The sequence below is a fragment of the Caballeronia glebae genome, assembly GCF_001545035.1.
In the GTDB taxonomy this organism is placed as follows: domain Bacteria; phylum Pseudomonadota; class Gammaproteobacteria; order Burkholderiales; family Burkholderiaceae; genus Caballeronia; species Caballeronia glebae.
Window position 1 is genome coordinate 41817 of sequence record NZ_FCOJ02000008.1, and the last position, 26524, is coordinate 68340.

Consider the following 26524-nt stretch of genomic DNA (forward strand, 5'->3'; position numbering starts at 1 on the left):
GGCGGCCTCAGGCGTTGACCAGGCCGAGCGTGAACAGGCCGGAGCGCGCAGCGGACCACGGAAAACGCGCGCTCACGCAAGTGCCGGCGGGCTTCGCCGCAGCGACGCGCAGCGTGCCGCCAAGCGCCTCACAGCGCGCGCGCATGCCGGAGAGCCCGAAGCGCCCGCTCTTGCGACGCGCCGCCGCGCCGATGCCGACGCCATCGTCCTCCACGAGCAGGATCACGCCGTGTGCGTCGAGCGCGACAGACACGCGTGCGCGCCCGGCGTGCGCATGACGCGCGACATTGCCGAGCGCTTCCTGCATCACGCGAAAGAGCGCGAGCGACATGTCGTGCGACATGCGGTCCAGCCGCGCGTCGTCGGGGCAGGAGAACTCGACGGCGATCGCCGTGCGCGCGCCGAAGCCCGCGATCCAGTCGGCGAGCGTGGCGGCGAAGTTTGCGTCGAACGTCGGCGTCTGCAGCCCTTCGACGATCCGATGACTCGTCTCGCAGACATCCGCGAGCGCCGCGCGCGCCTGATGCAGCGCGTCGCCGAGGGCGGCGGACGCATCGGCGGGCAGCCAGTGTTCGGCACGCGCGAGTGCGATGTTGGCGACGGTGAGCGCCGCGCCGCTCGCATCGTGGAGATCCTGCGCGAGCGCCCGGCGCGCGCGCTCTTCCGTGGCGGCGAGCAGCGCGGCAAGTTCCTGAACGCGGGCGGTGAGACGCTGAATCTGATGATCGCCCTTGAGTTTGGCGTCGATCAGCGCGGAATAGGGCGAGGCAAACGGGGCGCCGGAGCATTCCGGCGCCGGTGACGGAACCGCGCGCAGCCGGGCGCGGCGAATCGGGTTCTCATCGAGCGTGATCGTGGCCGACGGGTTCATTCACTGTCCTCGCTTTGAGCGCAACTGGAGCTACGTCCTCGGGCGGTCTCACGAGCGGCGTAACCGAATTTACACTCTGTAACATCGTTGACGGACGGCGAGGTCACGTGCGCCGTCTCAACGTATGCGCATCATATCTCAAAAATATGATAAATCCGTGTCCTACAAGGCTTCGGCGGACGAAGTTCATGTCGTTTGCCAAGTCCGCTGCGCATAATGCGTAGGAAAAACACCTACTGACGGCCGCCAATTTGTAACAGCGTCGTTCGCGCCGTCATTTCGTCGGGGCGAAAAAAAACCGGAGCGCGAAGCTCCGGTTTCTTTGAACGCGACGTAACACCGGTTTAGCCGACGAACGCCTTCTCCACGACATAGTGGCCAGGATGATTGTTGCTGCCTTCCTGGAAGCCCAATGAGTCGAGCAACTCGCGCGTGTCGCGCAGCATGTGCGGGCTGCCGCAGAGCATCACGCGGTCGTTTTCGACCGAGAACGGCTCGACCGCGAGATCCGCGAACAGCTTCTTCGTCTCGATCAGATCGGTAATGCGGCCGCGGTTCGCGAACTCCTCGCGCGTCACCGTCGGGTAATACACGAGCTTCTCGGACACGATTTCGCCAATATGCTCATGCGCCGGCAAGTGCTCGGTGATGAAGTCCTTGTACGCGAGTTCGTCGACGAAACGGCACGTGTGCGTCAGCACGATCTTCTCGTAGCGGTCGTAGACGTCCGGGTCCTTGATGATCGACATGAACGGGGCCAGGCCCGTGCCGGTCGACAGCAGCCACAGCGTCTTGCCCGGCAGCAGATTGTCGGCCACGAGCGTGCCCGTCGGCTTCTTGCCGATCAGCACGGAATCGCCCACTTTCAGGTGTTGCAGGCGCGAGGTGAGCGGGCCGTCGGGAACCTTGATGCTCAGAAATTCGAGATGCTCTTCGTAGTTCGCGCTCGCGAGGCTGTAGGCGCGCAGGAGCGGCTTGCCGTCGACTTCGAGACCCACCATCGTGAACTGGCCGTTCTCGAAGCGGAACGCGCTGTCGCGGGTGCAGGTGAAACTGAAAAGCGTGTCGGTCCAGTGATGGACGCTCAGAACGGTTTGAGAATTAAGGTTGCTCATGGCTTCTTGAACTGTGCTCTAACTGTGCGAAAGCGGGTGACGCTCTGACGCTCACGGCTGATTGCCGGCCGATGCCACACCGGGGCGGCGTTGAAAACAAAGCGCGCTACAAAGGCGCGACGAGGGCGCTGCGCTGCCCGAACAGGACGATCGAATGTGAAGGTCGCCGATCGATCCGAAACCCGCGATTCGCGGACAGCGTTTTCACGCTGCGCCACGCGTGAACTTCGCGCAAAAACCAGACAGCCCGGCGCAATCGGCTATTTTAACCCGATAGTCGTTTCGCGGTCCGCACGGCGATAAGGCGGCAAAGGCGCGCACGCGCGCCTCGTGGGCGAACGTGCGTGCTGAAGAAATGCGTATTCGGCTGGCTGCACGTCCGGTGGCCGGCATCGGCGGGGCTCGCAATCGCTGCCGAAAAGCCTCCGAGCCCGCATGATAGCAACGGATGCCGCGCCTATCCCGAAATACCCTTCTGGCAAAAGGCTCGGCGCGGTGTCAGATGCGCTGATCCGTCGACGGTTTTTCCCACAAATTGATGCCGCCTTCCTGCGCGTGCTGATCGATTTCCGCGAGTTCTTCCTTCGTGAAATCGAGATTCTTCAACGCGCCGACGTTCTCCGCGACCTGTTCCGCCCGGCTCGCGCCGATCAGCACCGAGGTCACGCGGCCGCCACGCAATGCCCACGCAAGCGCCATCTGCGCGAGGCTCTGGCCGCGCTTCTGCGCGAGTTCGTTGAGTTTGCGCACGTGCGCGAGGTTCGCATCGCTCAGATGCTCCTGCTTGAGCGACCCGCCGCCCGGCTTGTTGACGCGCGCGTCCTGTGGCACGCCGTTCAGATACTTGCTCGTGAGCAGACCTTGCGCGAGCGGCGTGAACGCGATGCTGCCGGCGCCGACATCGTCGAGCGTGTCGAGCAGTTCCTCTTCGATCCAACGGTTCAGCATGTTGTACGACGGCTGATGGATCAGGAGCGGCACCTTGTGCTCGGCGAGCAGCTTAGCCATTTCGCGCGTTTTAGCCGCCGAATACGAGGAGATGCCGACATAGAGCGCCTTGCCCGAATGCACGGCCGTCGCGAGCGCGCCGGCGGTTTCTTCCAGCGGGGTGTCGGCGTCGAAGCGATGCGAATAGAAAATGTCGACGTAATCGAGCCCCATGCGTTTGAGACTCTGATCCAGGCTCGCGAGCACGTATTTGCGCGAGCCGCCGCCCTGGCCGTATGGGCCGGGCCACATGTCCCAGCCGGCTTTGGACGAGATCAGCAACTCGTCGCGATACGGCCGGAAATCGTCCTTGAAAATACGGCCGAAGTTCGCTTCGGCGCTGCCATACGGCGGGCCGTAGTTGTTCGCGAGATCGAAATGGGTAATTCCCAGGTCGAACGCGGTGCGCAGAATTTCGCGTTGCGCGGAGATCGGCGTGGTATCGCCGAAGTTGTGCCACAAACCCAGCGACAACGCAGGCAATTTCAACCCGCTCTTGCCGCAAGTGCGGTATTGCATCTGCGTGTAACGCTCGGACGCTGCTTCGTAGGCCATGACGGATTTCCTCTGCGGATTGCGAATTGAACGGACTGGAACGGACAGCACACGAGCGCGCGGCGAGCGCTTCGCGCGTGCCTGCCAAGGGCGTCAATGGTAAGCCAATCGGGGCTGAGCGCGCACGGCACGCGCCGAAGTCCCGCTATTCGGCATCGGCCGGCTGGCGAGCGAGGGAACGATCGAACGCGATCCCGGACAAAAGCAGATTCCGTTTCAAGGTTCTTTAAGGTTTTCTACCCATGGATTCGATCGACAGACTTCGCCCCGCCTACGACTCCTTCAGCGCGATCGCCGTGACTTACGGCATCGATATTCTGCTGGCGCTCCTGATTCTCGCAGTCGGCTGGTGGATTTCGAACGCCGTCGCGAACGCACTGCGCCGCACGCTCGCCCGCACGAACGTCGACGCCACACTCACGCCCGTGCTCGCGAGCCTCGCGATGTGGGCAATACGCGTCGTCGCCATCGTCGCGGCGCTCGGCAAGTTCGGCATCGCCGCCGCCAGCATCCTGACCGTGCTCGGCGCCGCCGGCCTCGCCATCGGTCTGGCGCTTCAGGGCACGCTGCAAAACATCGCGGCCGGCCTGATGCTGTTGCTGCTGCGGCCGTTTCGCGTGGGCGATTACATCGAAGGCGTCGGGACGACGGCCGGCACGGTCAACGAGATCGGACTCTTTACGACGCGCCTCACCAAGGCCGACGGCATCATCATGTACGTGCCGAACAGCCTGATCTGGGCGAACGCCATCACGAATTACAGCGCGAACGATCGCCGGCGCGTCGTCATCAACTTTCAGGCGCAGCACGGGCTGAAGGTCGAGCATGTGATCGAGGAAATGCGCAAGCTGATGAGCGACGATGCGCGCATCGTGCAGGACGGGCCGTCGGCGCCGTGGGTCGCCGTGACCGATTACACGGACACCGGCGTCAAGTACAACCTCGGCGCATGGACGAGCAGAAGCGATCACCAGTACGTGATGGCCGACCTTCTGCGCAAGATTCAGCCGTACACCCGCGAGCAGGCTCAAGCGGCGCAAGCAGCGTGAGTGGAGTGGACGTGCGCGCGCAGACCCGCTAACCTGACGCGCCTTCCAGATACGAGATCACGATATGACCCGGGCGATTTCCGTTGCGCTGCTTGTCGGCGGCGTCGTGCTGCTCTATTTCGGCGGCCAGTCGTTTCATTCGCTCTCCAACGACGTTGCGCGCTTCTTCACGGGCTCGCCCACGAACAAGACCATCTGGCTGATCGCGGGCGGCATCGTCGCGTCGCTCGCGGGGCTGATCGGCCTCGCGATTCCATCCAGACGCTGAACGTTCAGTCGAGCGGCACTTCTGGCTTCGACGCCGAGCGCGTGCCGGGCAGCGCCACGTTGCTCGCGCCGCGATACGTGAACACGAGCGAGAACTTCACCCGATCGGTGAGGTTCTTGCCCGCCGAATGCAGCGTGTTGCAGTGGAAAAACACGACATCGCCCGGTTCCAGCACGGGCGACACCGCCGTGCGGATCAGCGCGGCGTTCTCGGGCAGATCGGAGCGGAAGAATTTCGCTTCGTCGAAACGATCCGACGTGAACGGCAGTTTGTGCGAGGCCGGCACGAACCACAGCGCGCCGTTTTCCACCGTTTCGTTGCCGAGCGCGACCCACGCGGACACGAGGTCGTCGCGTTCGAACGCCCAGTAGCGCACGTCGCGGTGCCAACCGGTCAGGCTGCCGTAGGCCGGATGCTTCGTCATCATGCAGTTGTGATGCGCGCGCGAAAGATACGGCGTCTCGCCGAAATACAATTCCATCCAGCCACGCACTTCCGGCGATGTCGCGAACTCCGCGTACAGCGGATGCCGCGCATAAGCGTCGAGCAGACGGCGCACGGTGTGTCCGCCGGGCGCGTCTTTCGAATCGGGCGCGCCGGGATATTTCAGATCGGCCTCGAATTCCAGCGGTGCGGCGGCCTCGGCGAGTTGCTGGCGCGCGACCTCGCGCATCGCGTCGCAGCGTTCTTTCGAAACCAGCCCTTTCACGATCACGTAGCCCTTTTCACGCAGCTCGTGCACTTGGTCTTTTTTCGATTTCAGAAGGTTTTGATCAGACATTTCAGTTCTTGCCTCCAACGGCTTTCGATTTTATTCATGCCGTCGACGCTATATCCGGAATTGGGGCGAATACGGCGATTGTAAATCCGAGAGCGCGGGAAGGCCCGTGCGGCAACGCATCGGCCGGTTTTTATCAGCATTCGCTTCATAAACCGGCAGGGAAAACGCGGACTTACCCGGGTAATACGCGTCATGTACATTGGGTTGCATCAATTCGGTGCAACTTCGCCTGTGCGGTTGAATCGAATCGTTGAACTCCATTTTTAAGACGACTATCGTCGAGTTTGCCTCCACGCAATCGACCCTCTCCCGCTGACATGAACCACCGAATCGCTATCGGACTTACTCGCGTCGCCGCGCGAGCCGCGCGTCCCGCGCGCCGCGGCATGATCCGCGCGTTGCGCCATCACTCCACGCGCACGCAACTGCTCGCCGAGCAACTGAAGAACGTGCATCCGGTCGACGGCATCCGGTCGTGGTTCCGCGGTTTCTTCTTCAATCTGCGGGTTCGCGCGGCCTCGCGCCGCGTGTCGTTGCGCGCGCTGTTGCGCCGTCCGGTGCAGTTGCGCGCGCCCGTGCCCAAACCGAAGCCGGACGCGCCGACGAGCCGCCGTCCGCGTCGCGTATCGGCGAGCAGCGCCGGCTGGTACGCATTCGCGACCCGCTGAGCCGCTCGATCGCTCACTTACGCTCAGTCTCGTCGAGCGTCGGATAGTCGGTGTAGCCTTTTTCTCCGCCGCCGTAGAACGTCGCCTCGTCGGGCGAGTTGAGCGGCGCGTTCACCCTGAAGCGCTCGACCAGATCCGGATTCGCAAGATACGCGCGACCGAAAGCCACAGCGTCGGCTTCGCCTTCCTCGATGCGCGCGTTCGCTTCCTCCGCGGTGTACTCGCCGCAGACGATGATCGCGCCATCGTAAGCCTCGCGCAGCGTCCGTCGATAGTCTTCCGAAAGCGGCGCGCCGCCGGCCCAGTCGCCTTCCGCCAGATGCAGATACGCGATGCCGATGCGCTTCAGCTCGCGCGCCAGATGCAGCGATGACGCTTCGCCCTCGTCGTCCTGCAGATCGAATCCGGTGAAGTTCGGCGAAATGCGGATGCCCACGCGATTCGCGCCCATCACGCTCGCCACCGCCTCCAGCACGTCGACCACGAGCCGCACGCGATTCTCGATACTGCCGCCGTAGTCGTCCGTGCGGTGGTTGGTGCCCGTCGCCATGAACTGATGCAGCAGATAGCCGTTGGCCGCGTGCACCTCGATCATGTCGAAGCCGGCACGTTGCGCGCGATGCGCGGCATCGACGAACTGCAGCACGATGCCCGGCAACTCGCTGGCTTCGAGCGCGCGCGGGTCGTCGGCATCGGTCATGCCGTAGGAACCGTCGTCGTGCTTCACGAACACTTGCGTGTTGCGCGCGCGGACCGCGGAAGGCGCGACCGGCGGCGCACCGCCTTCCTGAAGCGATCGATGCGACACGCGCCCGACATGCCACAACTGCGATGCGATACGCCCGTGCCGCGCGTGAACCGCGCCCACGACGGCTTTCCATCCGGCTTCCTGCGGATCGGAATAGATGCCCGGCGTCGCGAAATAACCTTGACCTTGCCGCGAAATTTGCGTCGCCTCGGTCACGATGAGGCCCGCGCCCGCGCGCTGCGCATAGTAATGCGCGTTCATTTCGCTTGGCACGTCGCCGGGCTGAGACGCGCGGTTGCGCGTGAGCGGCGCCATCACGACGCGATTCGGCAGTTCAAGATTGCCGATGGTGACGGGGGAAAGAAGCTTGTCGTACGGCATGGCGGCTCCGTGAATGATCGGTATTACCAACCGATGCAGCCGCAAGAAACGCGCCGCGCGCGGCGAAAAAAAACCGGCAAGCGCGATGCTTGCCGGTTTTTGTCCTGCTCGTTGCGCAGGTGTGACGTTACGCCACGCTGGCGACCGGCTCCGTGCCGGCTGCTTCCGCGAGGATGAGCGCCTTGTCGGTGGATTCCCAGGAGAATTCCGGCTCTTCGCGGCCGAAGTGACCGTATGCCGCCGTCTTTTCGTAGATCGGACGCAGCAGATCGAGCATTTGGATGATGCCCTTCGGACGCAGATCGAAGTGCTCCAGAACGAGCTTGGTGATCTCGGCATCCGACACGCGGCCCGTGCCGAACGTGTTCACCATCACCGAAGTCGGACGCGCGACGCCGATCGCGTACGAAACCTGGATCAGCGCGCGCGATGCGAGACCGGCCGCGACGATGTTCTTCGCGACATAACGGCCGGCGTACGCCGCCGAGCGGTCAACCTTCGACGGGTCCTTGCCCGAAAACGCGCCGCCGCCGTGCGGAGCCGCGCCGCCGTAGGTATCGACGATGATCTTGCGGCCCGTCAGACCGCAGTCGCCCTGAGGACCGCCAATGACGAAACGGCCCGTCGGGTTCACCAGGAACTTGATGTCGCCCTTGATGAGTTCCTTCGGCAGCGTCGGCTTGATGACTTCTTCGATCACCGCTTCGCGCAGTTGCGGCAGGTCGATGTCCGGCGAGTGCTGCGTGGACAGCACGACGGTATCGATGGAGTGCGCGCGGCCGTCGACATAACGCACGGTGACTTGCGACTTCGCATCCGGACGCAGCCAGGGCAAGCGGCCGTCGCGACGCAGATTCGCCTGACGCTCGACGAGACGATGCGACAAGTGGATCGGCAGCGGCATAAGTTCGGGCGTTTCGTCGCACGCGTAGCCGAACATGAGTCCCTGGTCGCCCGCGCCTTGATCGAGATTATCGTCGTGCGCCTTGTTCACGCCTTGCGCGATATCCGGCGATTGCTTGTCGTAAGCGACGAGCACCGCGCAGCCGCGATAGTCGATACCGAAGTCGGTGTTGTCGTAACCGATGCGCTTGATGGTGTCGCGCGCAACCTGGATGTAATCGACGTTGGCGGTGGTCGTGATTTCGCCCGCGAGGACGACGAGACCGGTATTGCACAGCGTTTCCGCCGCGACCCGCGAATATTTATCCTGCGACAGAATGGCGTCGAGGATAGCGTCGGAGACTTGATCGGCGACCTTGTCCGGGTGGCCTTCGGAAACGGATTCGGAAGTAAAGAGATAGTCGTTTGACACGCTTCAGACTCCAATAAAGTACGGTTGAGATTCACGTAGCCGACTTCGTTTGGAGTCTGAAGCGGCGACGCTTTAGCGGATGTCTTTCCAGGTCGGAGTCTTCGAAAGATAAGACGACTCCGACCCGCTTCGCCCCGCAAGTTGTCCATTAACTCGGCGAAGGTTTTATTATACCGGTTTCCTTAGTTTTCACAGAATTGACGCTTTGACTTCCTTGGTTCCGTTTCACTCGTCCGCCCGCCGGAGCGAGTCATGCTAGGTCGCATCGGCGTGGCGCTCGCCATCGGCTTTCTCAAGTTCCTTGCGCTCATTCCGTACGGCGTCACCGCGCGTTTCGGCGACGCTCTCGGCTGGCTGCTCTATCAGATTCCGAGCCGCCGCAAGCGCATCGTCCATACGAACCTGAAGCTGTGCTTCCCGGAGTGGTCCGACGAAAAGCGCGAGGACATCGCACAGCAGCACTTCCGTCACGCGATCCGCAGCTATGTCGAGCGCAGCGTGCAGTGGTTCGGCTCGGCGAAAAAGCTGGAAAAGCTGATCGAACTGGATAGCGCCGTCGATCTCTCGGACCCGGATCTTCCGCCCACGCTCTTTCTCGGCCTGCATTTCGTCGGCATCGAAGCGGGCTCGATCTTCCTGAACTATTCGCTGCACCGGCAATGCGGTTCGCTGTATCAGCCATTTTCGAATCCGCAAATCGAGGAACTCGCGAAAACGCAGCGCGCCCGCTTCGGCGCCGACATGGCGAGCCGCGCCGACAGCGCGCGCGTCGTGCTGCGCTGGCTGCGCGATCGCAAGCCCGTGATGCTCGGCGCGGACATGGACTACGGCATGCGCAACTCCACGTTCGTGCCGTTCTTCGGTATCCCGACGTGCACGCTTACCGCCGTCGGCCGGCTGGCGAAGGCGGGAAAAGCGCAGGTCGTGCCGTTCATCGGCGAGGTTTTGCCGAACTACAAGGGTTATCGGCTGAAGATCTTCGAGCCGTGGGCGAACTACCCGACCGGCGATGACGAAGCCGACGCGCGCCGCATGAACGCGTTTCTGGAAGAGCAGATTCCGCACATGCCGGAGCAATATTATTGGGTGCACAAGCGCTTCAAGACGCGCCCGCCGGGTGAGCCGGGCTTCTATTGACGGTTGAACGGCGCGAAACGCGGCAGCGCGGGTCACATACAATAGCGGCCATGAAACTGAAATTCACAAAAATGCAGGGCGCGGGCAACGACTTCGTCGTGCTCGACGGCTACACGCAGGCGCTCGATTTGTCCGCCGAACAGGTGCGCGCGCTCGCGAACCGCCATTTCGGCGTGGGCGCGGATCAGTTGCTGCTCGTGGAAAAGCCGACGATCGACGGCGTCGACTTCAAATATCGCATCTTCAATTGCGACGGCGGCGAAGTCGAGCACTGCGGCAACGGCGCGCGCTGCTTCGTGAAGTTCGTGCGCGACCGGCGTTTGACGGACGCATCGACGGTACGCGTGCAGGTCCAAAACGGCGTCATCACGCTGACGATGCAGGAAAACGGCGAAGTCGTCGTCGACATGAGCATGCCGGTGTTCGATCCGCCGAAAGTGCCGTTCGACGCCCAAGGGCTCGAAGGCCGGAAGGACGGCAACGACACGCTCTGGCCGCTCGACGTGAACGGCGAAGCACGCTGGATTTCCGTCGTGTCGATGGGCAATCCGCACGCGGTGCAAATCGTCGATGACGTCGAGGCGTATCCGGTTCTGATCGAAGGTCCGCTCGTCGAACGTCACGCGCGCTTTCCGAAGCGCGTCAACGCGGGCTTCATGCAGATCGTCGATCGACATTCGGTGAAACTGCGCGTCTACGAGCGCGGCGCGGGCGAAACGCTCGCGTGCGGCACGGGCGCGTGCGCGGCGGTGGCTGCCGGAATTCGCCGCGGCCGGCTCGATTCCCCCGTTCGCGTCGAGACGCACGGCGGCACGCTCACGATCAGCTGGGACGGCGCGAAGAACGAGACCGCCGCGCTCTTCATGGCCGGACCCGCCGCAACGGTTTTCGAAGGCGAGATCGAGCTCGATCGCCTCGTCTAACGCATATACGTCACCATGAATCCACGCGAAGTAGCCGACTACCTGCTCGAAAATCCCGATTTCTTCGTCGAGCACGCGGAATTGCTCGGCACCATCCGGCTTTCGAATCCGCATGGCAAAGCGGCCGTGTCGTTGCAGGAACGCCAGATGGAAATGCTGCGCGACAAGAACAAGCAGCTTGAACGGCGTCTCGCGGAACTGCTGCGCTACGGCCACGAGAACGACGGCATCTCGACCAAGTTCAATCGCTGGACCGTGCGCGTGATCTCGCAGCGCGATCCGTACGCGTTGCCCGCGACCATCAGCAAGGGTTTGTGCGAAATCTTCGACGTGCCGCATGCCGCGTTGCGCGTGTGGGATATCGACGAAGCGTATCGGCAAGCCGATTTCGCGCGTCAGGTGGGCGAGGAAGTGCGCATTTTCACGAGTAGTCTCGCCGCGCCGTACTGCGGCGTGGATACCGGCTTCGCGGCCGCGCAGTGGCTGGGCGAGGCGAATTCGGCATCGGCGACGGTCGCGCCGAGCGACGGCCCGTCCGACATCGACCGCAAGATCGAATCCGTCTCGCTCATCGCGCTGCGCGATCCGCAAGCCGGGCCGGATGCGCCGAGCTTCGGCCTGCTCGTGATGGGCTCGCCCGATCCGCGCCGCTTCCACGAGGGCATGGCGACGGACTTCCTCACGCAGATCGGCGCGCTCGCGAGCGCCGCGCTGTCTCGCTTGCTGCCCCACTGAACATGAACGCCGCAGACGCCGCCCAGCCGGAAGGCGCGATCGCCGCCTATCTCGCGATGCTCGAACATCAGCGGCATCTCTCGGAACACACGCTGCGCGGTTACACACATGAGTTGAGCGAGTTGCGCGCGCTCGCGAAGGATCGTCCGCTCGAATCGCTGACGCCCGCCGATATTCGTGGCGCGGTCGTGCGTGCGCATGCGGGCGGTCTGTCGTCGCGATCGATTGCGCATCGGTTGTCGGCGTGGCGCGCGTTCTATCGATGGCTCGCCGAGCGCGTCGACATGCCCGCGAATCCGGTCGCGACGGTGCGCGCGCCCAAGCGTGAAAAGACGCTTCCGAAGGCGCTCTCCGTCGATGACGCCGCGAGGCTCATGGACGCGCCGCAAGCCGACACGACCGAAGCGCTGCGCGATCACGCGATCCTCGAACTGTTCTACTCCTCGGGACTGCGGCTCGCGGAACTGGTCGGGCTGGACGTTCGCCACGTCGATACGGGCGAACACAAGTCCGAAGGCTGGATCGATCTGGAAAGCGCCGAAGTCACGGTCCTCGGCAAAGGCAAGCGCATGCGCCGGGTGCCGGTCGGCAGCAAGGCGGTCGCGGCCTTGCGCGCATGGATCGCCGTGCGCGACGAATTCGTCAAGCTCGATCCGCACGCGCTGTTCCTCTCGGTGCGCGGCAACCGCATGGCGCCCGGCGTCGTGCGCGAACGCGTGAAGCGGCTCGCGCTCCTCGCGGGCATTCCGTCGAACGTGCATCCGCACGTGTTGCGGCATTCGTTCGCCACGCATGTCCTGCAATCGAGCGGCGATCTGCGCGCGGTGCAGGAACTGCTCGGCCATGCGAGCATCACGGCCACGCAGGTTTATACATCGCTCGATTTTCAGCATCTCGCCCGCGTCTACGATGCGGCGCACCCGCGCGCAAAGAAGCGCGATTGATCCCGACAGCGCCTCGCGCGCTGCACATATCTCCGCAATGAACACAATCACGCTCAAGCCGGCGAAGGACAAATCGCTCGTCCGCCGCCATCCGTGGATTTACTCGAACGCCATCGCGCGGATCGACGGCAATCCATCGCCAGGCGCGACAGTCGTCGTGCGCGCGGCCGACGGGCGCTTTCTCGCGCGCGCGTCGTACAGCCCGCATTCGCAGATTCGCGCGCGCGTCTGGACGTTCGACGAAAGCGAGCCCATCGATCACGCGTTCTTCAAGCGCCGCGTGCAGCGCGCAGTCGCGCATCGGCGCACGATGGTGAAGGACACCGGCGCGACACGCCTCATTTTCGGCGAAGCGGACGGCTTGCCGGGCCTCATCGTCGATTACTACGTCGCGGATGACGGCGCGCACGCGCAGCTCGTCTGTCAGTTCATGGCGACGGGCGTCGAGGCGTGGAAAGAGGCCATCGTGCAGGCGCTCGTCGACGCGACCGGCTGTCCGAACGTCTACGAGCGCTCGGACGTGTCGATCCGCCAGAAGGAGGGACTCGAACAGACGACGGGCGTGCTCGCCGGCGACGCGCCGCCCGAGACGCTCATCACGAACGAGTGCGGCGTGCGCTATCACGTCGACGTGCGCCACGGCCACAAGACGGGCTTCTACATCGATCAGCGCGACAACCGCGTGCTCGTCGCGCAGCACGCGCAAGGCCGCGAAGTGCTGAACTGCTTCTGCTACACGGGCGGATTTTCGCTCGCTGCCCTGAAAGGCGGCGCGACGCGCGTGGTATCGGTCGATTCGTCCGGCGAAGCGCTCGCGCTCGCGCGGGAAAACGTGCTGGCCAACGGCTTCGACGCGGAAAAGGCCGAATGGCTCGACGCCGATGCCTTCAAGACCTTGCGCCGTCTCTACGACGAAGGCCGCCGTTTCGACCTGATCGTGCTCGATCCGCCGAAGTTCGCGCCGTCGAAGGAAACCGTCGATCGCGCCGCGCGCGCGTACAAGGACATCAACCTGAGCGGCTTCAAGTTGCTGCGTCCGGGCGGGCTGCTCTTCACGTATTCGTGCTCCGGCGCGATCGATTCGGACCTCTTTCAGAAGATCGTCGCGGGCGCGGCGGCGGACGCGCGCGTCGATGCGCGCATCCTGAAACGTCTCGGCGCGGGCGTCGATCATCCGCTTTTGACGGCGTTCCCGGAAGGCGAATACCTGAAAGGGCTGCTGTTGCAAATCGCCTGATCGCCCCAATTTGCGTGCGATCCCTCGCGGCACGGAGCGCAGAAGCGTCGGCTTGACAAATATGTTTCAATAACCGACTGAGCGCGATTCACGTACACAGACAAGGACACAGGCGACACCATGATTCCCGTAACCATTCTGACCGGCTTTCTGGGCAGCGGCAAGACCACGCTGCTCAAGCGCATCCTGAACGAGAAGCACGGCATGAAGATCGCCGTGATCGAGAACGAGTTCGGCGAAGAGAACATCGACAACGAAATCCTCGTGCAGGAAACGAACGAGCAGATCATCCAGATGAGCAACGGCTGCATCTGCTGCACGATCCGCGGCGATCTGGCGCGCGCGCTCGAAGACCTCGCGAACCGCAAGAAGGCGGGCACGCTCGATTTCGACCGCGTCGTGATCGAAACCACCGGCCTCGCGAATCCGGGTCCGGTCGCGCAGACGTTCTTCATGGATAACACCATCGCCGACGAATTCCTGCTCGACGCGATCATCACGCTCGTCGACGCGAAGCACGCGAATTCGCAGCTCGATCAGCACGAAGTGGTGCAGCGTCAGGTCGGCTTCGCGGATCGCCTGTTCGTCACGAAGTCCGATCTCGTCTCCGCCGACGACCTCGAAGCGCTGAAGCATCGCCTGCTGCACATGAATCCGCGCGCGGCGATCAAGGTCGTGAATTTCGGCGACGCCGACATCAAGGAAATCTTCGACCTGCGCGGCTTCAACCTGAATTCGAAGCTTGAGATCGATCCGGACTTCCTCGCCGAAGACGATCACGCGCACGATCACGATCATGACCACGCGCACGACGACGACCACGATCATTCGACCTGCGGTCACGATCACAGCCACGATCACGAGCACGGACATCATCATCACGCGCACCACGACGACAAGATCAAGTCGTTCGTGTACCGCAGCGACAAGCCGTTCGATCCGAACCGCCTCGAAGATTTCCTCGGCGGCATTCTGCAGATCTATGGCGAGCGCCTGCTGCGCTACAAGGGCGTGCTTTTTATGAAGGGCGTCGATCGCAAGGTCGTGTTCCAGGGCGTGCATCAGATGATGGGCAGCGACCTCGCCGGCAAATGGATGCCGATCGAGAAGAAGAACAGCAAGATGGTGTTCATCGGCATCGAGCTGCCGAAAGATCTGATCACCGACGGCCTCGACGCCTGCCTCGTGAAGTAATCCGGCATGCATCTCGCTTGGATTGCGCGAATCACGCGGGGCAAAAACAGGCATTGAAGCAAAACGCCGCCGCGAATGGTTCGCGTGCGGCGTTTTTTATGTTCGACTTTCTATCCGGGTATGTAGTCGCGCCCACGCACCGTCATCGCTTTTTGCACGTCCAGGCGTTATATTTTTGAAATTCCGGCGCGAATCGACAGGGTTTTCCGTGGGTTTCGTCAGAAATTGCGGTTCAGTTACAATACAGCCCCACTGGAGAAGGGCAGTTCCGTTGAATGCGCGTCGTTCGGGCGTTCGGCCAGCGGATCTTGGGAGAAGGGATGTCCCGTCGGGACGATGCCTCGATTTGCCGGGGGAAGGCAAATCAAGTCAAAGCACCGGGGCCGGAAATCCCGGGCCATGCGAATGCGCCCGGTCGTTCGGAGCATCATCCAATATCGGTTTCCAGAGGAGTTCGGCCCCGCATCACGCGTCGCGTACCGATGCACTGCATGCGGGTAACGCAAGTGCGGGCGTTGCGAAGACATCGCCCTACATTGAAGAAGCAAGCTGATGACAACGAAACTCTTGACCGAAGCCGAAATCCTGAAGATGAGCGAGAAGGACTACATGAACGCGGAGCAACTCGCCTTCTTCAGAAACCGGCTCGAACAGCTACAAGCGGACATTCTGAAGAATGCCGGCCAGACGACCGAGAACCTGCGTGAAACGGTGATCGTGCCGGACCCGGCGGACCGCGCGACCATCGAGGAAGAGCATGCGCTGGAATTGCGCACGCGCGACCGCGAACGCAAGCTTCTGAAGAAGGTGCAGCAGTCGCTCGCGCGCATCGACTCCGGCGATTACGGCTGGTGCGAAGAAACCGGCGAACCGATCGGCATTCCGCGCCTGCTCGCGCGCCCGACGGCCACGCTGTCGCTCGAAGCACAGGAACGCCGCGAACTGCGCCAGAAGCTGTTCGGCGACTGAAATCGCTGTCGGCCAGGCGAGCGTCGCGGGACCGCCCGCCACGGGGAAGGCGCCGCCGCAAAAAGTTGTACTGAGGCAGTCGGATCAGCAGAAAGGCACCCAGCGAAAGGGTGCCTTTTTTGCTTTCCACCGCGTAAAAACGACGAGCGTCGACACCGAACGCCTTGATAAATCTGCCGACGCCCTAAAATGAACCCGACGCGCGCCGCGAAAGCTTGATCGCGGCAGGCGCGAGCGCGGCGCCGTCCGCTCTGAGGCTTATGCCCGGACGGAACCCCGCGCCGTGCACTCCATCGAATTCTCGACTGCGCGGCGGCTTTAACCCATCGACCAAGCTGCCCCGCGTCCCTCTGGTTTTCACAAGGAACGCACATGGAACAATTTCACGGCACGACCATCGTCTCCGTGCGCCGCGACGGCAAGGTCGCGCTGGGCGGCGATGGTCAGGTGACGCTCGGCAACATCGTCATGAAAGGGGGCGCGAAGAAAGTGCGCCGCATCTATGGCGGCAAGGTGCTGGTCGGCTTCGCCGGCGGCACCGCGGACGCGTTCTCGCTGCTCGACCGCTTCGAAGCAAAGCTCGAAAAGCATCAAGGCAATCTGACGCGCGCCGCCGTCGAACTGGCGAAGGACTGGCGCACCGATCGCATGCTGCGACGCCTCGAAGCCATGCTGATCACGGCCGACAAGGACAGCACGCTCATTATCACCGGCAACGGCGACGTGCTCGATCCGGAACACGGCATCGCCGCGATCGGCTCGGGCGGCGCCTACGCGCAGGCCGCGGCGCAGGCGCTCATGGAGAACACCGATCTCTCGCCGCGCGAAGTCGTCGAAAAGGCGCTGACCATCGCGGGCGACATGTGCATCTACACCAATCACAATCGCGTCATCGAGACGATCGAATAAAGGACCTTTGCGATGACCACAATGACTCCCTCCGAAATCGTCTCCGAGCTCGACAAGCACATCATCGGCCAGGGGCGCGCGAAGAAGGCGGTTGCCGTCGCGCTGCGCAACCGCTGGCGCCGTCAGCAGGTCGCCGAGCCGCTGCGTCAGGAAATCACGCCGAAGAACATTCTGATGATCGGGCCGACGGGCGTCGGCAAGACCGAAATCGCGCGGCGGCTGGCCAAGCTCGCCGATGCGCCGTTCATCAAGATCGAGGCGACCAAGTTCACCGAAGTCGGCTACGTGGGCCGCGACGTGGACAGCATCGTGCGGGATCTGATCGAGATTTCCGTGAAGCAGACGCGTGAATCCGAGATGAAGAAAGTGCGCACGAAGGCGGAAGATCGCGCGGAGGACCGTATCCTCGACATTCTTCTTCCGACCGCGCGGCCGGTCGGATTCAGCGCGTCGAACGCGCTCGAATCGAGCGGCGAAAGCGGCGACAACGCCACGCGTCAGACCTTCCGCAAGCGTCTGCGCGAAGGCGCGCTCGACGACAAGGACATCGAGCTCGATGTGGAAATGCCGCAAGTCGGCATGGACATCATGGGTCCGCCGGGCATGGAAGACATGACCGAGCAGATTCGCTCGATGTTCGCGAATATCGGCGGCGGCAAAAAGGCGCGCCGCAAGGTCAAGGTCAAGGAAGCGCTCAAGCTGCTCACCGACGAAGAAGCCGGCAAGATGCTCAACGACGAAGAGGTCAAGAGCCGCGCGGTGCAGAACGTCGAGCAGAATGGCATCGTATTTCTCGATGAGATCGACAAGATCGCGTCGCGCAGCGAGACGGGCGGCGCCGAGGTGTCGCGCGCGGGCGTGCAGCGCGATCTGCTGCCGCTCGTCGAAGGCACGACCATCAACACGAAGTACGGGATGATCAAGACCGATCACATCCTGTTCATCGCGAGCGGCGCGTTCCATCTCGCCAAGCCGAGCGATCTGATTCCCGAGCTGCAAGGGCGTTTTCCGATCCGCGTCGAGCTGGATTCGCTGTCCGTCGGGGATTTCGAATCGATCCTGAATTCGACCGATGCGAGTCTCGTCAAGCAGTACAAGGCGCTGCTCGCGACGGAAGGCGTCGAACTCGACTTCGCCGACGACGGCATCCGGCGTCTCGCGGAAATCGCGTTTTCGGTGAACGAGAAGACCGAGAACATCGGCGCGCGGCGGCTTTATACGGTGATCGAGAAGCTGCTGGAGGAAGTGTCGTTCGCGGCGGGTAATCACGCGGCTCAACCGGTGCGGATCGACGCGGCGTATGTGGAACGTGCGCTCGGCGATGTGGCGCAAGACGAGGATCTGTCGCGCTACGTGCTGTAACGGCGGCGGAATCGTCCACGAGAAACCGGGCTGCGAGGCCCGGTTTTTTTCGTCTGCCGCGTTTGGCGCGGACGAAAAAAAGCCCGCCTAGGTTGGCGGGCTGAATCCATATCAGGAGGAGACATGGAGGAGACAATTCCAATCATACACAGGCACTTGATGCGACGCAATAGAAATTTCGGTAAAAACCCCTATGGCGTCTCTCTGTGGTATCTGTGCGTCACTTTTCAGATTTGTCCTGCCGATGACAGAGCAAGAAACGGCGCGTAACCTCAGTGGGCCGGCTCTACAGTGGTCACGTACCCGAGAGCCATGAGGTCGTCATGAAAACCGTCACCGAATCCGTTTTTTCATCTGATGAAAGCCGCTGGCAGGCAGTCGTCGATCGCGACGAGCACGCCGACGGCGCATTCTTCTTCGCCGTGCGCACGACCGGCGTGTTCTGCCGGCCGTCGTGCGCGTCACGTGCGCCGCGTCGCGAGAACGTCGAATTCTTCCCGACGACTGACGCCGCCGTCGCCGCCGGATATCGCGCATGCAAGCGCTGTCAGCCGACGAGCCTGCCGCGCGAACTGGCGATCGTCGAGCGCGCGTGCAAGGTGCTCGACGCCGATCCGCAGCAACGCATGACGCTCGCGCAATTGAGCGAGGCCGTTCACGTGAGCCCGTTCCATCTGCAACGCCTGTTTTCGCGCATCGTCGGCATATCGCCGCGTCAGTATCAGGCGGCGCAGCGTGCGGGCGTGCTGCGCGACGCGTTGCAGAGCGGCCGCGACGTCACGCGCGCGACGCACGACGCCGGTTTCGGCTCGCCATCGCGCATGTACGAGGCCGTGCCCGCGGAACTCGGCATGACGCCGTCCGCGTACAAGCGTCAGGGCGCGGGGCTGACCGTGCGTTACGCGACCGCCGCGACGCCGCTCGGCACGGTGCTCGTCGCCGCGACGGACAAAGGCGTCTGCAAGATTGCCTTCGGCGACGATGCGCCTACGCTCGTCGAACAGCTCGCGGCCGATTTCGCGCAGGCCGCGCGCATCGAGGATGCCGCGAAGATGGAGCCGTTCGTCGCGCAGATTCGCGCGTATCTGCAAGGCACGCGCGAGCGTTTCGACTTGCCGCTCGACATCGGCGCGACCGCATTTCAGCGGCGCGTGTGGGACGCATTGCGGCGTATCCCATACGGTCAGACGCGCAGTTACACGGAGATCGCCGAATCGCTCGGCTCGCCGCGCGCGGTGCGGGCGGTGGCGAATGCGTGCGCGTCGAATCCGGTGGCGCTCGCGATTCCGTGCCATCGCGTGATCGGCAAGGATGGCGCGATCGCGGGCTATCGCTGGGGCACGCCGCGTAAGGAGACGCTGCTCGAAACCGAGCGCGCGCGCAACGAAACCAACAAGGTTGCATGAAGCACGGGCGCTCGCCGTCGACATGACGCGCGAGCGCTTCGATCTCCCCGCGAGCCGCTCGAACCGGCTCCGAAGCGCGCCGCCGCGCATCCCGCGAAAAGCCCGCAACCCCTTGTCCGGTCTGGCCTCAAGCACGGCTTACACTGAGATGTTAAAGTGCCCGCTACTCCAAAAATACGACCGCGCGCAAGCACTCGCGCTCCTCGCAGAAAGCTTCAATGCCAAACAAGAATTCCGCTCACCCCAAGGCCAGCGCTTTCGAGCGCAGGCTTGCCGCGCTCGCGTCCGGCCCGCATGCCGACGCGTTGCGCCAAGGCTTGCGGGGCATCGAAAAAGAAAGCCTGCGCGTGACGCCGCAAGGCAAGCTGGCGATGACGCCGCATCCGCGCGCGTTCGGCTCCGCGCTGACCAATCCGCTCATCACGACCGATTACTCCGAGGCGCTCGTCGAGCTCATCACGCCGGCCGAATCCGACGTGGCGGTCACGCTGGACCGGCTCGACGCGTTGCATCGCTTCGCCTACGCGCATATGGGCGACGAGTTGCTGTGGAACAACTCGATGCCCAATTCGCTGCCGCCCGAGGACGAGATTCCGTTCGGCTATTACGGCACGTCGAATATCGGTACGTTGAAGACCGTGTACCGGCGCGGGCTCGCGCTGCGTTATGGCCGCACGATGCAATGCATCGCGGGCATTCACTACAACTATTCGCTCGATGAAAACGTATGGCGCGCGTGGCAGGCGCTCGACGCAACGAGCACGCTATCCGCGAAAGATTTCCAGTCCGAACGCTACTTCGCGCTCGTTCGCAATTTTCGTCGCACGAACTGGCTGCTGATGTATCTGTTCGGCGCGTCGCCGGCGTTGAACGGGCGCTTTGTCGTCGGCAAGACGCATCATCTGGAAACGCTCGACGCCGACACGTTTTATCTGCCGCACGCGACCAGCCTGCGCATGAGCGATCTCGGCTATACGAACAATCCCGCGCAGGCCGCGTTGCTGCCGAGCTACGACAATCTCGACGCCTATCTCGACGTGCTCGCCAAGGCCGTGAGCGAGCCGTATGCGCCCTATGAAGCCATCGGCACGCAACGCGACGGCGAATGGGTTCAGATCAACACGAACGTGCTGCAGATCGAAAACGAGTTCTACTCGACCATCCGCCCGAAACGCGTCGCGCATTCGGGCGAGCGTCCGTTGCATGCGCTGGCGGAGCGCGGCGTGCAGTACATCGAAGTGCGCTGCCTCGACATCGATCCGTTCGCGCCGACGGGCATCTCGCTCGAAACCGCGCGCTTTCTCGACGCGTATCTGCTCTATTGCGCGCTGGAAGACAGCCCGCTGCTGCCGCCCGACGCGAGCATCGAGGCGAACGGCAATTTCAGCACGGTGGCGAAGGAAGGGCGCAAGCCGGGTCTCACGCTGCAACGCGACGGCGCAAGCGTGCCGATGCAGCAATGGGCCGAAGCGCTCTTCGATGCAATCGAACCCGTCGCGAAGACGCTCGATGCGCTCAACGGCAACGAGGATCACACACGCGCGCTCGTGGCGCTGCGTCCGCGACTCGCCGATGCGTCGCTCACGCCGTCCGCGCGCGTGCTGCAGACGATGCGCGACAAGCGGCTAAGCTTCGACGAATTCGCGCTCGAACTCAGCGCGCGTCACGCGGAAGGCTTCCGCGCGCGTCCGCTTTCCGTCGCTGAAGAGCGCGCGATGGACGAACTCGCGGCAAAATCGCTGGTGGAACAGGCCGTCGTCGAAAGCAGCGACACCGAAACGTTCGACGCGTTCGTTGCGGCGTATCAGGACTACAAGCTGAATCCCGCGAACGCGTAGTGCTCGTTCCATCGCGTTGAGCAGTTTTTTCCGCATGGGCGCCCCTTCCCTTCGGCAATGTTTGCCGGCTTATGCAACAGAGGGAAACGCGTCATCACGTCATCCGATTTGACGGGTCAAAATATGGCCGACTTTTCGACGATCGGGGGAGCAATGAAAAAGAAGTTCTTCGCCGCCGCCGCGCTGGGGGCTGTGTCGCTCGCGCTGCTGAGCGGCTGCGCGCAGGACCAGGTCAGCAGCACGACGATGGAGCAGGCCACGCAACCGCTCACGTGCATGAGCCGCACCGAATGCGACGCTTGGTGGGCGCGCGCCCAGGTCTGGGTGACGAACCATTCCGAGTACAAGTTGCAGACCGTCACCGATTCGATCATCCAGACGGCGGGCCCGTCGAGCGGCAAGCGCGCGCTCGCGTATCAGATCACCAAGACGCCGACCAACGAAGGCACCGCGACGATCGGTTTCGCCGCGCACTGCGACAACCCGCTCGGCTGCCAGCCCAATCCCTGGCAGGCGGGCGCCGACTTCAAGCAGTTCATCAAGAACGGCCCGGGACTGCGCAGGACCGAGACGCCGCAAGCCACGCAGCAGGCCGCGCCTGCGCCGGGCGGCGTGCAGGTCAGCCCGCTGGATCAACCGGTCCCGCTCAATCTGGAAAACCAGCCGGGCCAGTCGCTCACGCCGGTCACGCCTCAATAGTTCAGTGTCCCATCGAGGCTGACGCGCCCTTTCTCGGCCGCGTCAGCCAGACCATCGCGGCCAGCACGAGAAACGCATAGAACGAAATGCGGAAGAAGTCGTTGGTCGACATCATGTACGCCTGCGCCGACACCACGCGATCCAGTTGCGCCGTCAGCGCCTGGCCCGACAATCCGAGTCCCGAAAGCAGATCCGAATACGCGCTCGTGCCGGCCGAATAAGGCGTGACCGATTCGGCGAGACGCGCGTGATGCCGGATCATGTCGTTTTCCCAGAACGTCGTGCTGACCGCCGTGCCGATCGCGCCCGAAAGCGTCCGCAGAAAGTTCGACAGACCGGCCGCGCCCGCGAGCCTTTCGTCGGAAACGCTGGAGAGCGTGATCGTCGTCATTGGCACGAAGAAGCATGCGACGCCGATGCCCTGAATCAATCGCGGATAGATGATCTGATGGAACGGCGTATCGAGCGTGAAGGTCGAGTTCCAGTGCGAGACGAACGCGAACGTGATGAACGCGAAGCTCGCGACCACGCGCAAATTGAGCCGATGCATGTTCTGCCCGATGAGCGGCGAGAGCACGAGCGCGAGAATCCCAACCGGCGCGGTGGCGAGACCGGCGAGCCACGGCGTATAGCCGAGCACGGTCTGCAGCCACAACGGCAGCACCACGACCGAGCCGAAAAACGCGAGAAAGCCGAGCGACGTGATGAGCACGCCCATCGCGAAATTGCGGTCGCGAAAGAGCGAGAGATCGATCACCGGCTCCTTTTCGGTCAGTTCCCACGCGAACATGAACGCGAGCGACACCACCGACACGACTGCCAGTGTCACGATGAAATTCGAGCTGAACCAGTCGTGGTCCTTGCCGAGGTCGAGCATCATCTGCAGGCTCGCGACGCCGATCACGAGCAGCGCGAGCCCGACGCCGTCGATGCGCTGCTGCGTCGTCTTCGTCTCGTGGCCGCGCAGCAGGAAGTACGCGATGGCCGCCGAAAACACGCCGATCGGCACGTTGATATAGAAGATCCACGGCCACGTGTAGTTGTCGGTGATATAGCCGCCCATCACCGGGCCGAAAATCGGCGCGACGATCACGGTCATCGCCCAGAGGCCGAGCGCGAGGCCGCGCTTTTCGGGCGGATAACTGCGCATGAGGATGGTTTGCGACAGCGGAACCATCGGGCCGGAGACGAGGCCTTGCAGCAGCCGGAACGCGATCAGCGACTCGAAGTTGTGAGCCAGCCCGCACAGCGCCGAAGCGATCGAAAACAGCAGCACGGAGATCGTGAAGAGCTTGACCTCGCCGACGCGCCGAGCGAGCCAGCCGGTCAACGGCACCGCGATGGCCGAGGCCACCGAGTACGACGAGATGACCCACGTTCCCTCGCTCGTCGCCACGCCGAGATTGCCGGAGATGGTCGGCACCGCGACGTTGGCGATCGACGTGTCGAGCACTTCCATGAAAGTGCCGAGCGCGAGGCCCATCGTCAGCAGGGCGAGGATGCCGCCTGCGAGCGGCACGGGCGCGGGCGGCTTGGCGGGCGTGCCCGCGGCGGATGGTGACATCGTCGGTTCTCCGGCGTGCGGGCGGTCGAAACGCGCATCCCACGCAATCTATTTCTTGTCGAGGCATTCTCTGCCCAGACAGTGAAACGGGCGCAGGGAATGCGGGTTTAACCCGATAAATCAGGGTAAGTCGTCATCCAGCAGACATGGCGCGCAATCTCCCATCGGCGTATTGCCGACGATCCGCGCGAGCATCGCGATCAGCAAATCCAGCTCCGCGCGGTTGAAACCGCGCAACTGCTCGTTGAGCACGGCCGCGCCGATCATCGGCAAACGCGCCGCCGCGTCACGGCCGCGCTCGGTCAGGCTCAGGTCGACGATTCTCCGGTCCACTTCGCTGCGCGCCCGGCTGACGAATCCCTTCTTTTCGAGCCGGTCGAGCATGCGCGTCATCGAGCCGCTGTCGTACGAAAGCTCGCGCGACAGTTCGAGCGGCGTGCGCGCCCGTCCCGACGCAAGCAGCAGGATCACGCCGATTTGCGGCGACGTGAGATCGAGCGGCTTCAACGCCTGATCGGTTCGCATGACGAGCACGTTGCGCGCCTTCGCGAGGTAGTAGCCAAGACTCGTTTCGAGCTGAATCGTGGCGGGATCGTAAAGCGGTTCGCTATTCATCGACATCGATCAAACGGCTGATGCAGGGTTGCGACACGACGCCACGTCTCCATAAGACAACAGTTGCGAAAAAGCAATCAGCAGTATCTTGAAAAGTAGTTGCACAGTCAATATTATTCTATGCAACGAGTTACGCGCTTCATGCGCCGCCCGAGACCATGTTCTGACCGCCAGCCGTCGCTCGCCGACGCCCGAAGGACCTTTCCGATGACCCGCTTTGTTCGTACCGCCCGCCGACGCTTCGGCCCCATCAGCAGCCTGATCGCCAACGCCTCCCGTCACTTCGTTCCGCCGAAGTTGAGTTCGTGGAAACTCGCGTTGTACCTGATCGTGTTCCTGCTGCCGGGCGGATCGTTCGTGGTGCTGGGCATGGGATGGTTCGAGAACCGGCAGCGGCGCAAGACGGCGTCCGCGCCCGCGAAAGCGCAGACTCGGCCATTGCTCGCCGCGCCGTGCTCGCCGTGTCCCGGCGGCGGCGCCAGCGGCGCGTGAGTCTGGTGCGTGAGTCTGGCGCATGAGTCTCACCGTAACGCGTCGTAACCGATTCCTCCCGCCGCGTAACACCCGCCTTACGGCGAACCCGTTACGCTAACGTCTGCCTGACGGGCGCGTATCGCATGCGCCCGTCGCGTTCCGTTACCATTTCGGCTTGCCGCGTCCGTCATATCGAACGACGCGTCGCCGACAGGAATTTCGACAAGCAGATGCCGTATCGCCCCGCCTTTTCCGCTCCCGCCGTCGCGCGCCTGACTACGACGGCGCTCGCCGCCACGCTCGCGATGTTCATCGCCGGTTGTGTGGTCGGGCCCGATTATCAGCGCCCCACGACGACGATCCCCGCCAGTTACAAGGAAGCGCCCGAAGGCTGGAAAGTCGCTCAGCCCGCCGACCAGTCCGACCGCGGCACCTGGTGGACCATCTATCAGGACGAGCGCCTCGACGATCTCGAAGGGCGCCTGAATCAATCGAACCAGACCATCGCGCAGTACGCAGCGGCATACCGACAGGCGCGCGCGCTCGTCGGCGAGGCGCGCGCGGCGTATTTCCCGATCATCGGCGCATCGGCGTCGGGATCGCGTTCGGGAACGGGCGCGGGCAATCGGTCGACCAGCAGTTCCAGCTTCGGCCAGCAAGGTTCGGTCAATAACCAGTTGAGTCTGGCGCTCGACGCATCGTGGGAACCGGACTTGTGGGGCAGCGTGTCGCGCACGGTCGCCGCGCAGAAAGCCGGTCAGCAGGGCGCCGCCGCCGATCTCGCCAACGCGCGCCTGTCCGCGCAGGCCACGCTCGCGCAAACCTATTTCCAGTTGCGCTCGCTCGACGCGCAGCAAAGGCTCCTCGACGAAACCGTCGCGGCCTACGAGCAGTCGCTCAAGCTCACGCAGAATCAGTACGCGCAGGGCATCGTCGCGCGTTCGGACGTGATCCAGGCGCAGACGCAGTTGCAATCGGCGCAGGCGTCCGCAATCGACAACGGCGTCGCGCGGGCGCAGTTCGAGCACGCGATCGCGGTGCTCGTCGGCGAGCCGGCTTCCACGTTCTCGATTCCGCCCGTTCCGCTCGACGCGACGCCGCCCACCGTGCCCGTGCAGATGCCATCCGCGATGCTCGAACGCCGGCCGGACGTCGCGTCGGCGGAGCGCAAGGCGGCGGCGGCGAACGAGCAGATCGGCATCGAGATGGCCGCGTATTTCCCGACGCTCACGCTCTCGGCGCAGGGCGGTTTCGAAAGCTCCGTGCTGTCGCAATTGCTGCGCGCGCCGTCGCGTTTCTGGACGCTCGGACCGGACATCGCCGCGACCATCTTCGACGGCGGCCTGCGTTCCGCGCGCACCGAAGCCGCGCGCGCGACTTACGATCAAAACGTCGCCACCTATCGGCAGACGGTGCTCACCGCGTTCCAGGACGTCGAAGACAATCTCGCGTCGCTGCGCATTCTGGAAAAGGAAATCGTCGTGCAGCAGCAGGCCGTCGAATCGGCGCAGCAAGCGCTCGCGATCATCAACAATCAATACAAGGCGGGAACGGTCGCGTATATCAGCGTGCTGGCCGCGCAGACCACCGCGTTCATCGCGCAGCAGAAGCTCGCGAACATCGCGGGGCAGCGGATGGTTTCGTCGGTCGGACTCGTGAAGGCGCTCGGCGGCGGCTGGGATGTCGCGCAGATGGATCGCGAGACGGGCGCGGTGCAAGCGCCCGCCGCGGCTGCGTCCGCCGCGAGCGCCACGCAAACCGCCAATCGCTGATCCTTAGT

General features: G+C 63.4%; 25 protein-coding genes. 17 read left to right on the plus strand and 8 right to left on the minus strand.

From position 1 onward, the window contains the following. Nucleotides 1-7: 7 nt before the first annotated feature. The 3 genes from AWB82_RS07555 to mgrA all read right to left on the minus strand — a co-directional run bounded on the left by AWB82_RS07555 (nucleotide 8) and on the right by mgrA (nucleotide 3528). Nucleotides 8-871, minus strand: a complete 864-nt coding sequence (locus AWB82_RS07555; protein ID WP_086966536.1) for a sensor histidine kinase — start codon at nucleotides 869-871, stop codon at nucleotides 8-10. A 344-nt stretch (nucleotides 872-1215) separates the two neighbouring features. After that, a complete protein-coding gene (locus tag AWB82_RS07560; protein ID WP_086966537.1) occupies nucleotides 1216-1986 on the minus strand; it encodes a ferredoxin--NADP reductase in 771 nt (256 codons plus the stop codon). A 498-nt stretch (nucleotides 1987-2484) separates the two neighbouring features. After that, complete coding sequence (mgrA, locus tag AWB82_RS07565; protein WP_086966538.1) at nucleotides 2485-3528, minus strand: L-glyceraldehyde 3-phosphate reductase; 1044 nt, start codon at nucleotides 3526-3528, stop codon at nucleotides 2485-2487. 242 nt (nucleotides 3529-3770) lie between these two features. Between mgrA and AWB82_RS07570 the strand changes: the two genes are divergently transcribed. Both AWB82_RS07570 and AWB82_RS07575 read left to right on the plus strand, forming a co-directional pair. Further along, a complete protein-coding gene (locus AWB82_RS07570; protein ID WP_086966539.1) occupies nucleotides 3771-4577 on the plus strand; it encodes a mechanosensitive ion channel family protein in 807 nt (268 codons plus the stop codon). A gap of 64 nt (nucleotides 4578-4641) precedes the next feature. After that, nucleotides 4642-4845 (plus strand): DUF3185 family protein, encoded by a 204-nt coding sequence (locus AWB82_RS07575; RefSeq protein ID WP_086966540.1) that lies wholly within the window; start codon nucleotides 4642-4644, stop codon nucleotides 4843-4845. A gap of 4 nt (nucleotides 4846-4849) precedes the next feature. On the opposite strand, the gene AWB82_RS07580 is transcribed toward AWB82_RS07575, so the two are convergent. Next, nucleotides 4850-5626, minus strand: a complete 777-nt coding sequence (locus AWB82_RS07580; RefSeq protein WP_086966541.1) for a phytanoyl-CoA dioxygenase family protein — start codon at nucleotides 5624-5626, stop codon at nucleotides 4850-4852. Between the two features lie 317 nt (nucleotides 5627-5943). On the opposite strand from AWB82_RS07580, the gene AWB82_RS07585 reads away from it, so the two are divergent. Further along, nucleotides 5944-6294, plus strand: coding sequence for a hypothetical protein (locus tag AWB82_RS07585; RefSeq protein WP_200818062.1), 351 nt, complete (start codon nucleotides 5944-5946; stop codon nucleotides 6292-6294). Between the two features lie 13 nt (nucleotides 6295-6307). On the opposite strand, the gene AWB82_RS07590 is transcribed toward AWB82_RS07585, so the two are convergent. Beyond that, the gene (locus AWB82_RS07590) at nucleotides 6308-7423 is read right to left on the minus strand and encodes an alkene reductase (protein WP_086966542.1); all 1116 of its coding nucleotides are present in this window, start codon (nucleotides 7421-7423) and stop codon (nucleotides 6308-6310) included. A 127-nt stretch (nucleotides 7424-7550) separates the two neighbouring features. Next, entirely contained in the window at nucleotides 7551-8738 is a 1188-nt protein-coding gene (gene metK, locus AWB82_RS07595; RefSeq protein ID WP_086966543.1) for a methionine adenosyltransferase, read from the minus strand. A 252-nt stretch (nucleotides 8739-8990) separates the two neighbouring features. Here metK and AWB82_RS07600 point away from each other — a divergent pair, with 252 nt between their 5' ends. The 12 genes from AWB82_RS07600 (at nucleotide 8991) to AWB82_RS07655 (ending at nucleotide 22091) form a co-directional block, all read left to right on the plus strand. Next, entirely contained in the window at nucleotides 8991-9875 is an 885-nt protein-coding gene (locus tag AWB82_RS07600) for a lipid A biosynthesis lauroyl acyltransferase (protein ID WP_086966544.1), read from the plus strand. Between the two features lie 50 nt (nucleotides 9876-9925). Continuing rightward, nucleotides 9926-10798 carry a diaminopimelate epimerase gene (dapF, locus tag AWB82_RS07605; protein ID WP_086966545.1) on the plus strand — a complete coding sequence of 291 codons (873 nt, stop codon included), beginning with the start codon at nucleotides 9926-9928 and terminating at the stop codon, nucleotides 10796-10798. A 15-nt stretch (nucleotides 10799-10813) separates the two neighbouring features. Further along, complete coding sequence (locus tag AWB82_RS07610; RefSeq protein WP_086966546.1) at nucleotides 10814-11533, plus strand: DUF484 family protein; 720 nt, start codon at nucleotides 10814-10816, stop codon at nucleotides 11531-11533. Nucleotides 11534-11535: 2 nt separating this feature from the next. Further along, on the plus strand, nucleotides 11536-12477 hold the full coding sequence (xerC, locus tag AWB82_RS07615; protein ID WP_086966547.1) for a tyrosine recombinase XerC: 942 nt from the start codon (nucleotides 11536-11538) through the stop codon (nucleotides 12475-12477). Between the two features lie 37 nt (nucleotides 12478-12514). Next, nucleotides 12515-13714: a class I SAM-dependent rRNA methyltransferase gene (locus AWB82_RS07620; RefSeq protein ID WP_086966640.1), complete on the plus strand. Its 1200-nt coding sequence runs from the start codon at nucleotides 12515-12517 to the stop codon at nucleotides 13712-13714. 120 nt (nucleotides 13715-13834) lie between these two features. Beyond that, nucleotides 13835-14908, plus strand: coding sequence for a CobW family GTP-binding protein (locus AWB82_RS07625; protein ID WP_086966548.1), 1074 nt, complete (start codon nucleotides 13835-13837; stop codon nucleotides 14906-14908). Nucleotides 14909-15460: 552 nt separating this feature from the next. Beyond that, nucleotides 15461-15877, plus strand: a complete 417-nt coding sequence (gene dksA / locus AWB82_RS07630) for an RNA polymerase-binding protein DksA (protein WP_086966549.1) — start codon at nucleotides 15461-15463, stop codon at nucleotides 15875-15877. A gap of 372 nt (nucleotides 15878-16249) precedes the next feature. After that, nucleotides 16250-16786, plus strand: a complete 537-nt coding sequence (gene hslV / locus AWB82_RS07635) for an ATP-dependent protease subunit HslV (protein WP_086966550.1) — start codon at nucleotides 16250-16252, stop codon at nucleotides 16784-16786. Between the two features lie 12 nt (nucleotides 16787-16798). Next, nucleotides 16799-18148 carry an ATP-dependent protease ATPase subunit HslU gene (gene hslU / locus AWB82_RS07640; protein ID WP_086966551.1) on the plus strand — a complete coding sequence of 450 codons (1350 nt, stop codon included), beginning with the start codon at nucleotides 16799-16801 and terminating at the stop codon, nucleotides 18146-18148. A 323-nt stretch (nucleotides 18149-18471) separates the two neighbouring features. Then, nucleotides 18472-19554 (plus strand): bifunctional DNA-binding transcriptional regulator/O6-methylguanine-DNA methyltransferase Ada, encoded by a 1083-nt coding sequence (ada, locus tag AWB82_RS07645; protein WP_086966552.1) that lies wholly within the window; start codon nucleotides 18472-18474, stop codon nucleotides 19552-19554. 218 nt (nucleotides 19555-19772) lie between these two features. Beyond that, complete coding sequence (gene gshA, locus AWB82_RS07650) at nucleotides 19773-21392, plus strand: glutamate--cysteine ligase (RefSeq protein ID WP_086966553.1); 1620 nt, start codon at nucleotides 19773-19775, stop codon at nucleotides 21390-21392. A 153-nt stretch (nucleotides 21393-21545) separates the two neighbouring features. Further along, entirely contained in the window at nucleotides 21546-22091 is a 546-nt protein-coding gene (locus AWB82_RS07655; protein WP_086966641.1) for a hypothetical protein, read from the plus strand. Between the two features lies 1 nt (nucleotide 22092). Here AWB82_RS07655 and AWB82_RS07660 read toward each other — a convergent pair whose 3' ends face one another. Beyond that, nucleotides 22093-23655 carry a DHA2 family efflux MFS transporter permease subunit gene (locus AWB82_RS07660; protein WP_086966554.1) on the minus strand — a complete coding sequence of 521 codons (1563 nt, stop codon included), beginning with the start codon at nucleotides 23653-23655 and terminating at the stop codon, nucleotides 22093-22095. 120 nt (nucleotides 23656-23775) lie between these two features. Then, on the minus strand, nucleotides 23776-24270 hold the full coding sequence (locus AWB82_RS07665) for a MarR family winged helix-turn-helix transcriptional regulator (RefSeq protein ID WP_086966642.1): 495 nt from the start codon (nucleotides 24268-24270) through the stop codon (nucleotides 23776-23778). 207 nt (nucleotides 24271-24477) lie between these two features. Between AWB82_RS07665 and AWB82_RS07670 the strand changes: the two genes are divergently transcribed. Further along, nucleotides 24478-24762 carry a hypothetical protein gene (locus tag AWB82_RS07670; RefSeq protein WP_086966555.1) on the plus strand — a complete coding sequence of 95 codons (285 nt, stop codon included), beginning with the start codon at nucleotides 24478-24480 and terminating at the stop codon, nucleotides 24760-24762. Nucleotides 24763-24974: 212 nt separating this feature from the next. Then, nucleotides 24975-26516 (plus strand): efflux transporter outer membrane subunit, encoded by a 1542-nt coding sequence (locus tag AWB82_RS07675; RefSeq protein WP_086966643.1) that lies wholly within the window; start codon nucleotides 24975-24977, stop codon nucleotides 26514-26516. Nucleotides 26517-26524 lie beyond the last annotated feature (8 nt).

Bases quoted from the DNA above. Each gene is read 5' to 3' on its own strand.
- AWB82_RS07555 (WP_086966536.1), bottom strand. From the start codon at position 871: ATGAACCCGTCGGCCACGATCACGCTCGATGAGAACCCGATTCGCCGC.
- AWB82_RS07560 (WP_086966537.1), bottom strand. From the start codon at position 1,986: ATGAGCAACCTTAATTCTCAAACCGTTCTGAGCGTCCATCACTGGACC.
- mgrA (WP_086966538.1), bottom strand. From the start codon at position 3,528: ATGGCCTACGAAGCAGCGTCCGAGCGTTACACGCAGATGCAATACCGC.
- AWB82_RS07570 (WP_086966539.1), top strand. From the start codon at position 3,771: ATGGATTCGATCGACAGACTTCGCCCCGCCTACGACTCCTTCAGCGCG.
- AWB82_RS07575 (WP_086966540.1), top strand. From the start codon at position 4,642: ATGACCCGGGCGATTTCCGTTGCGCTGCTTGTCGGCGGCGTCGTGCTG.
- AWB82_RS07580 (WP_086966541.1), bottom strand. From the start codon at position 5,626: ATGTCTGATCAAAACCTTCTGAAATCGAAAAAAGACCAAGTGCACGAG.
- AWB82_RS07585 (WP_200818062.1), top strand. From the start codon at position 5,944: ATGAACCACCGAATCGCTATCGGACTTACTCGCGTCGCCGCGCGAGCC.
- AWB82_RS07590 (WP_086966542.1), bottom strand. From the start codon at position 7,423: ATGCCGTACGACAAGCTTCTTTCCCCCGTCACCATCGGCAATCTTGAA.
- AWB82_RS07600 (WP_086966544.1), top strand. From the start codon at position 8,991: ATGCTAGGTCGCATCGGCGTGGCGCTCGCCATCGGCTTTCTCAAGTTC.
- dapF (WP_086966545.1), top strand. From the start codon at position 9,926: ATGAAACTGAAATTCACAAAAATGCAGGGCGCGGGCAACGACTTCGTC.
- AWB82_RS07610 (WP_086966546.1), top strand. From the start codon at position 10,814: ATGAATCCACGCGAAGTAGCCGACTACCTGCTCGAAAATCCCGATTTC.
- xerC (WP_086966547.1), top strand. From the start codon at position 11,536: ATGAACGCCGCAGACGCCGCCCAGCCGGAAGGCGCGATCGCCGCCTAT.
- AWB82_RS07620 (WP_086966640.1), top strand. From the start codon at position 12,515: ATGAACACAATCACGCTCAAGCCGGCGAAGGACAAATCGCTCGTCCGC.
- AWB82_RS07625 (WP_086966548.1), top strand. From the start codon at position 13,835: ATGATTCCCGTAACCATTCTGACCGGCTTTCTGGGCAGCGGCAAGACC.
- dksA (WP_086966549.1), top strand. From the start codon at position 15,461: ATGACAACGAAACTCTTGACCGAAGCCGAAATCCTGAAGATGAGCGAG.
- hslV (WP_086966550.1), top strand. From the start codon at position 16,250: ATGGAACAATTTCACGGCACGACCATCGTCTCCGTGCGCCGCGACGGC.
- hslU (WP_086966551.1), top strand. From the start codon at position 16,799: ATGACCACAATGACTCCCTCCGAAATCGTCTCCGAGCTCGACAAGCAC.
- ada (WP_086966552.1), top strand. From the start codon at position 18,472: ATGAAAACCGTCACCGAATCCGTTTTTTCATCTGATGAAAGCCGCTGG.
- gshA (WP_086966553.1), top strand. From the start codon at position 19,773: ATGCCAAACAAGAATTCCGCTCACCCCAAGGCCAGCGCTTTCGAGCGC.
- AWB82_RS07655 (WP_086966641.1), top strand. From the start codon at position 21,546: ATGAAAAAGAAGTTCTTCGCCGCCGCCGCGCTGGGGGCTGTGTCGCTC.
- AWB82_RS07660 (WP_086966554.1), bottom strand. From the start codon at position 23,655: ATGTCACCATCCGCCGCGGGCACGCCCGCCAAGCCGCCCGCGCCCGTG.
- AWB82_RS07665 (WP_086966642.1), bottom strand. From the start codon at position 24,270: ATGAATAGCGAACCGCTTTACGATCCCGCCACGATTCAGCTCGAAACG.
- AWB82_RS07670 (WP_086966555.1), top strand. From the start codon at position 24,478: ATGACCCGCTTTGTTCGTACCGCCCGCCGACGCTTCGGCCCCATCAGC.
- AWB82_RS07675 (WP_086966643.1), top strand. From the start codon at position 24,975: ATGCCGTATCGCCCCGCCTTTTCCGCTCCCGCCGTCGCGCGCCTGACT.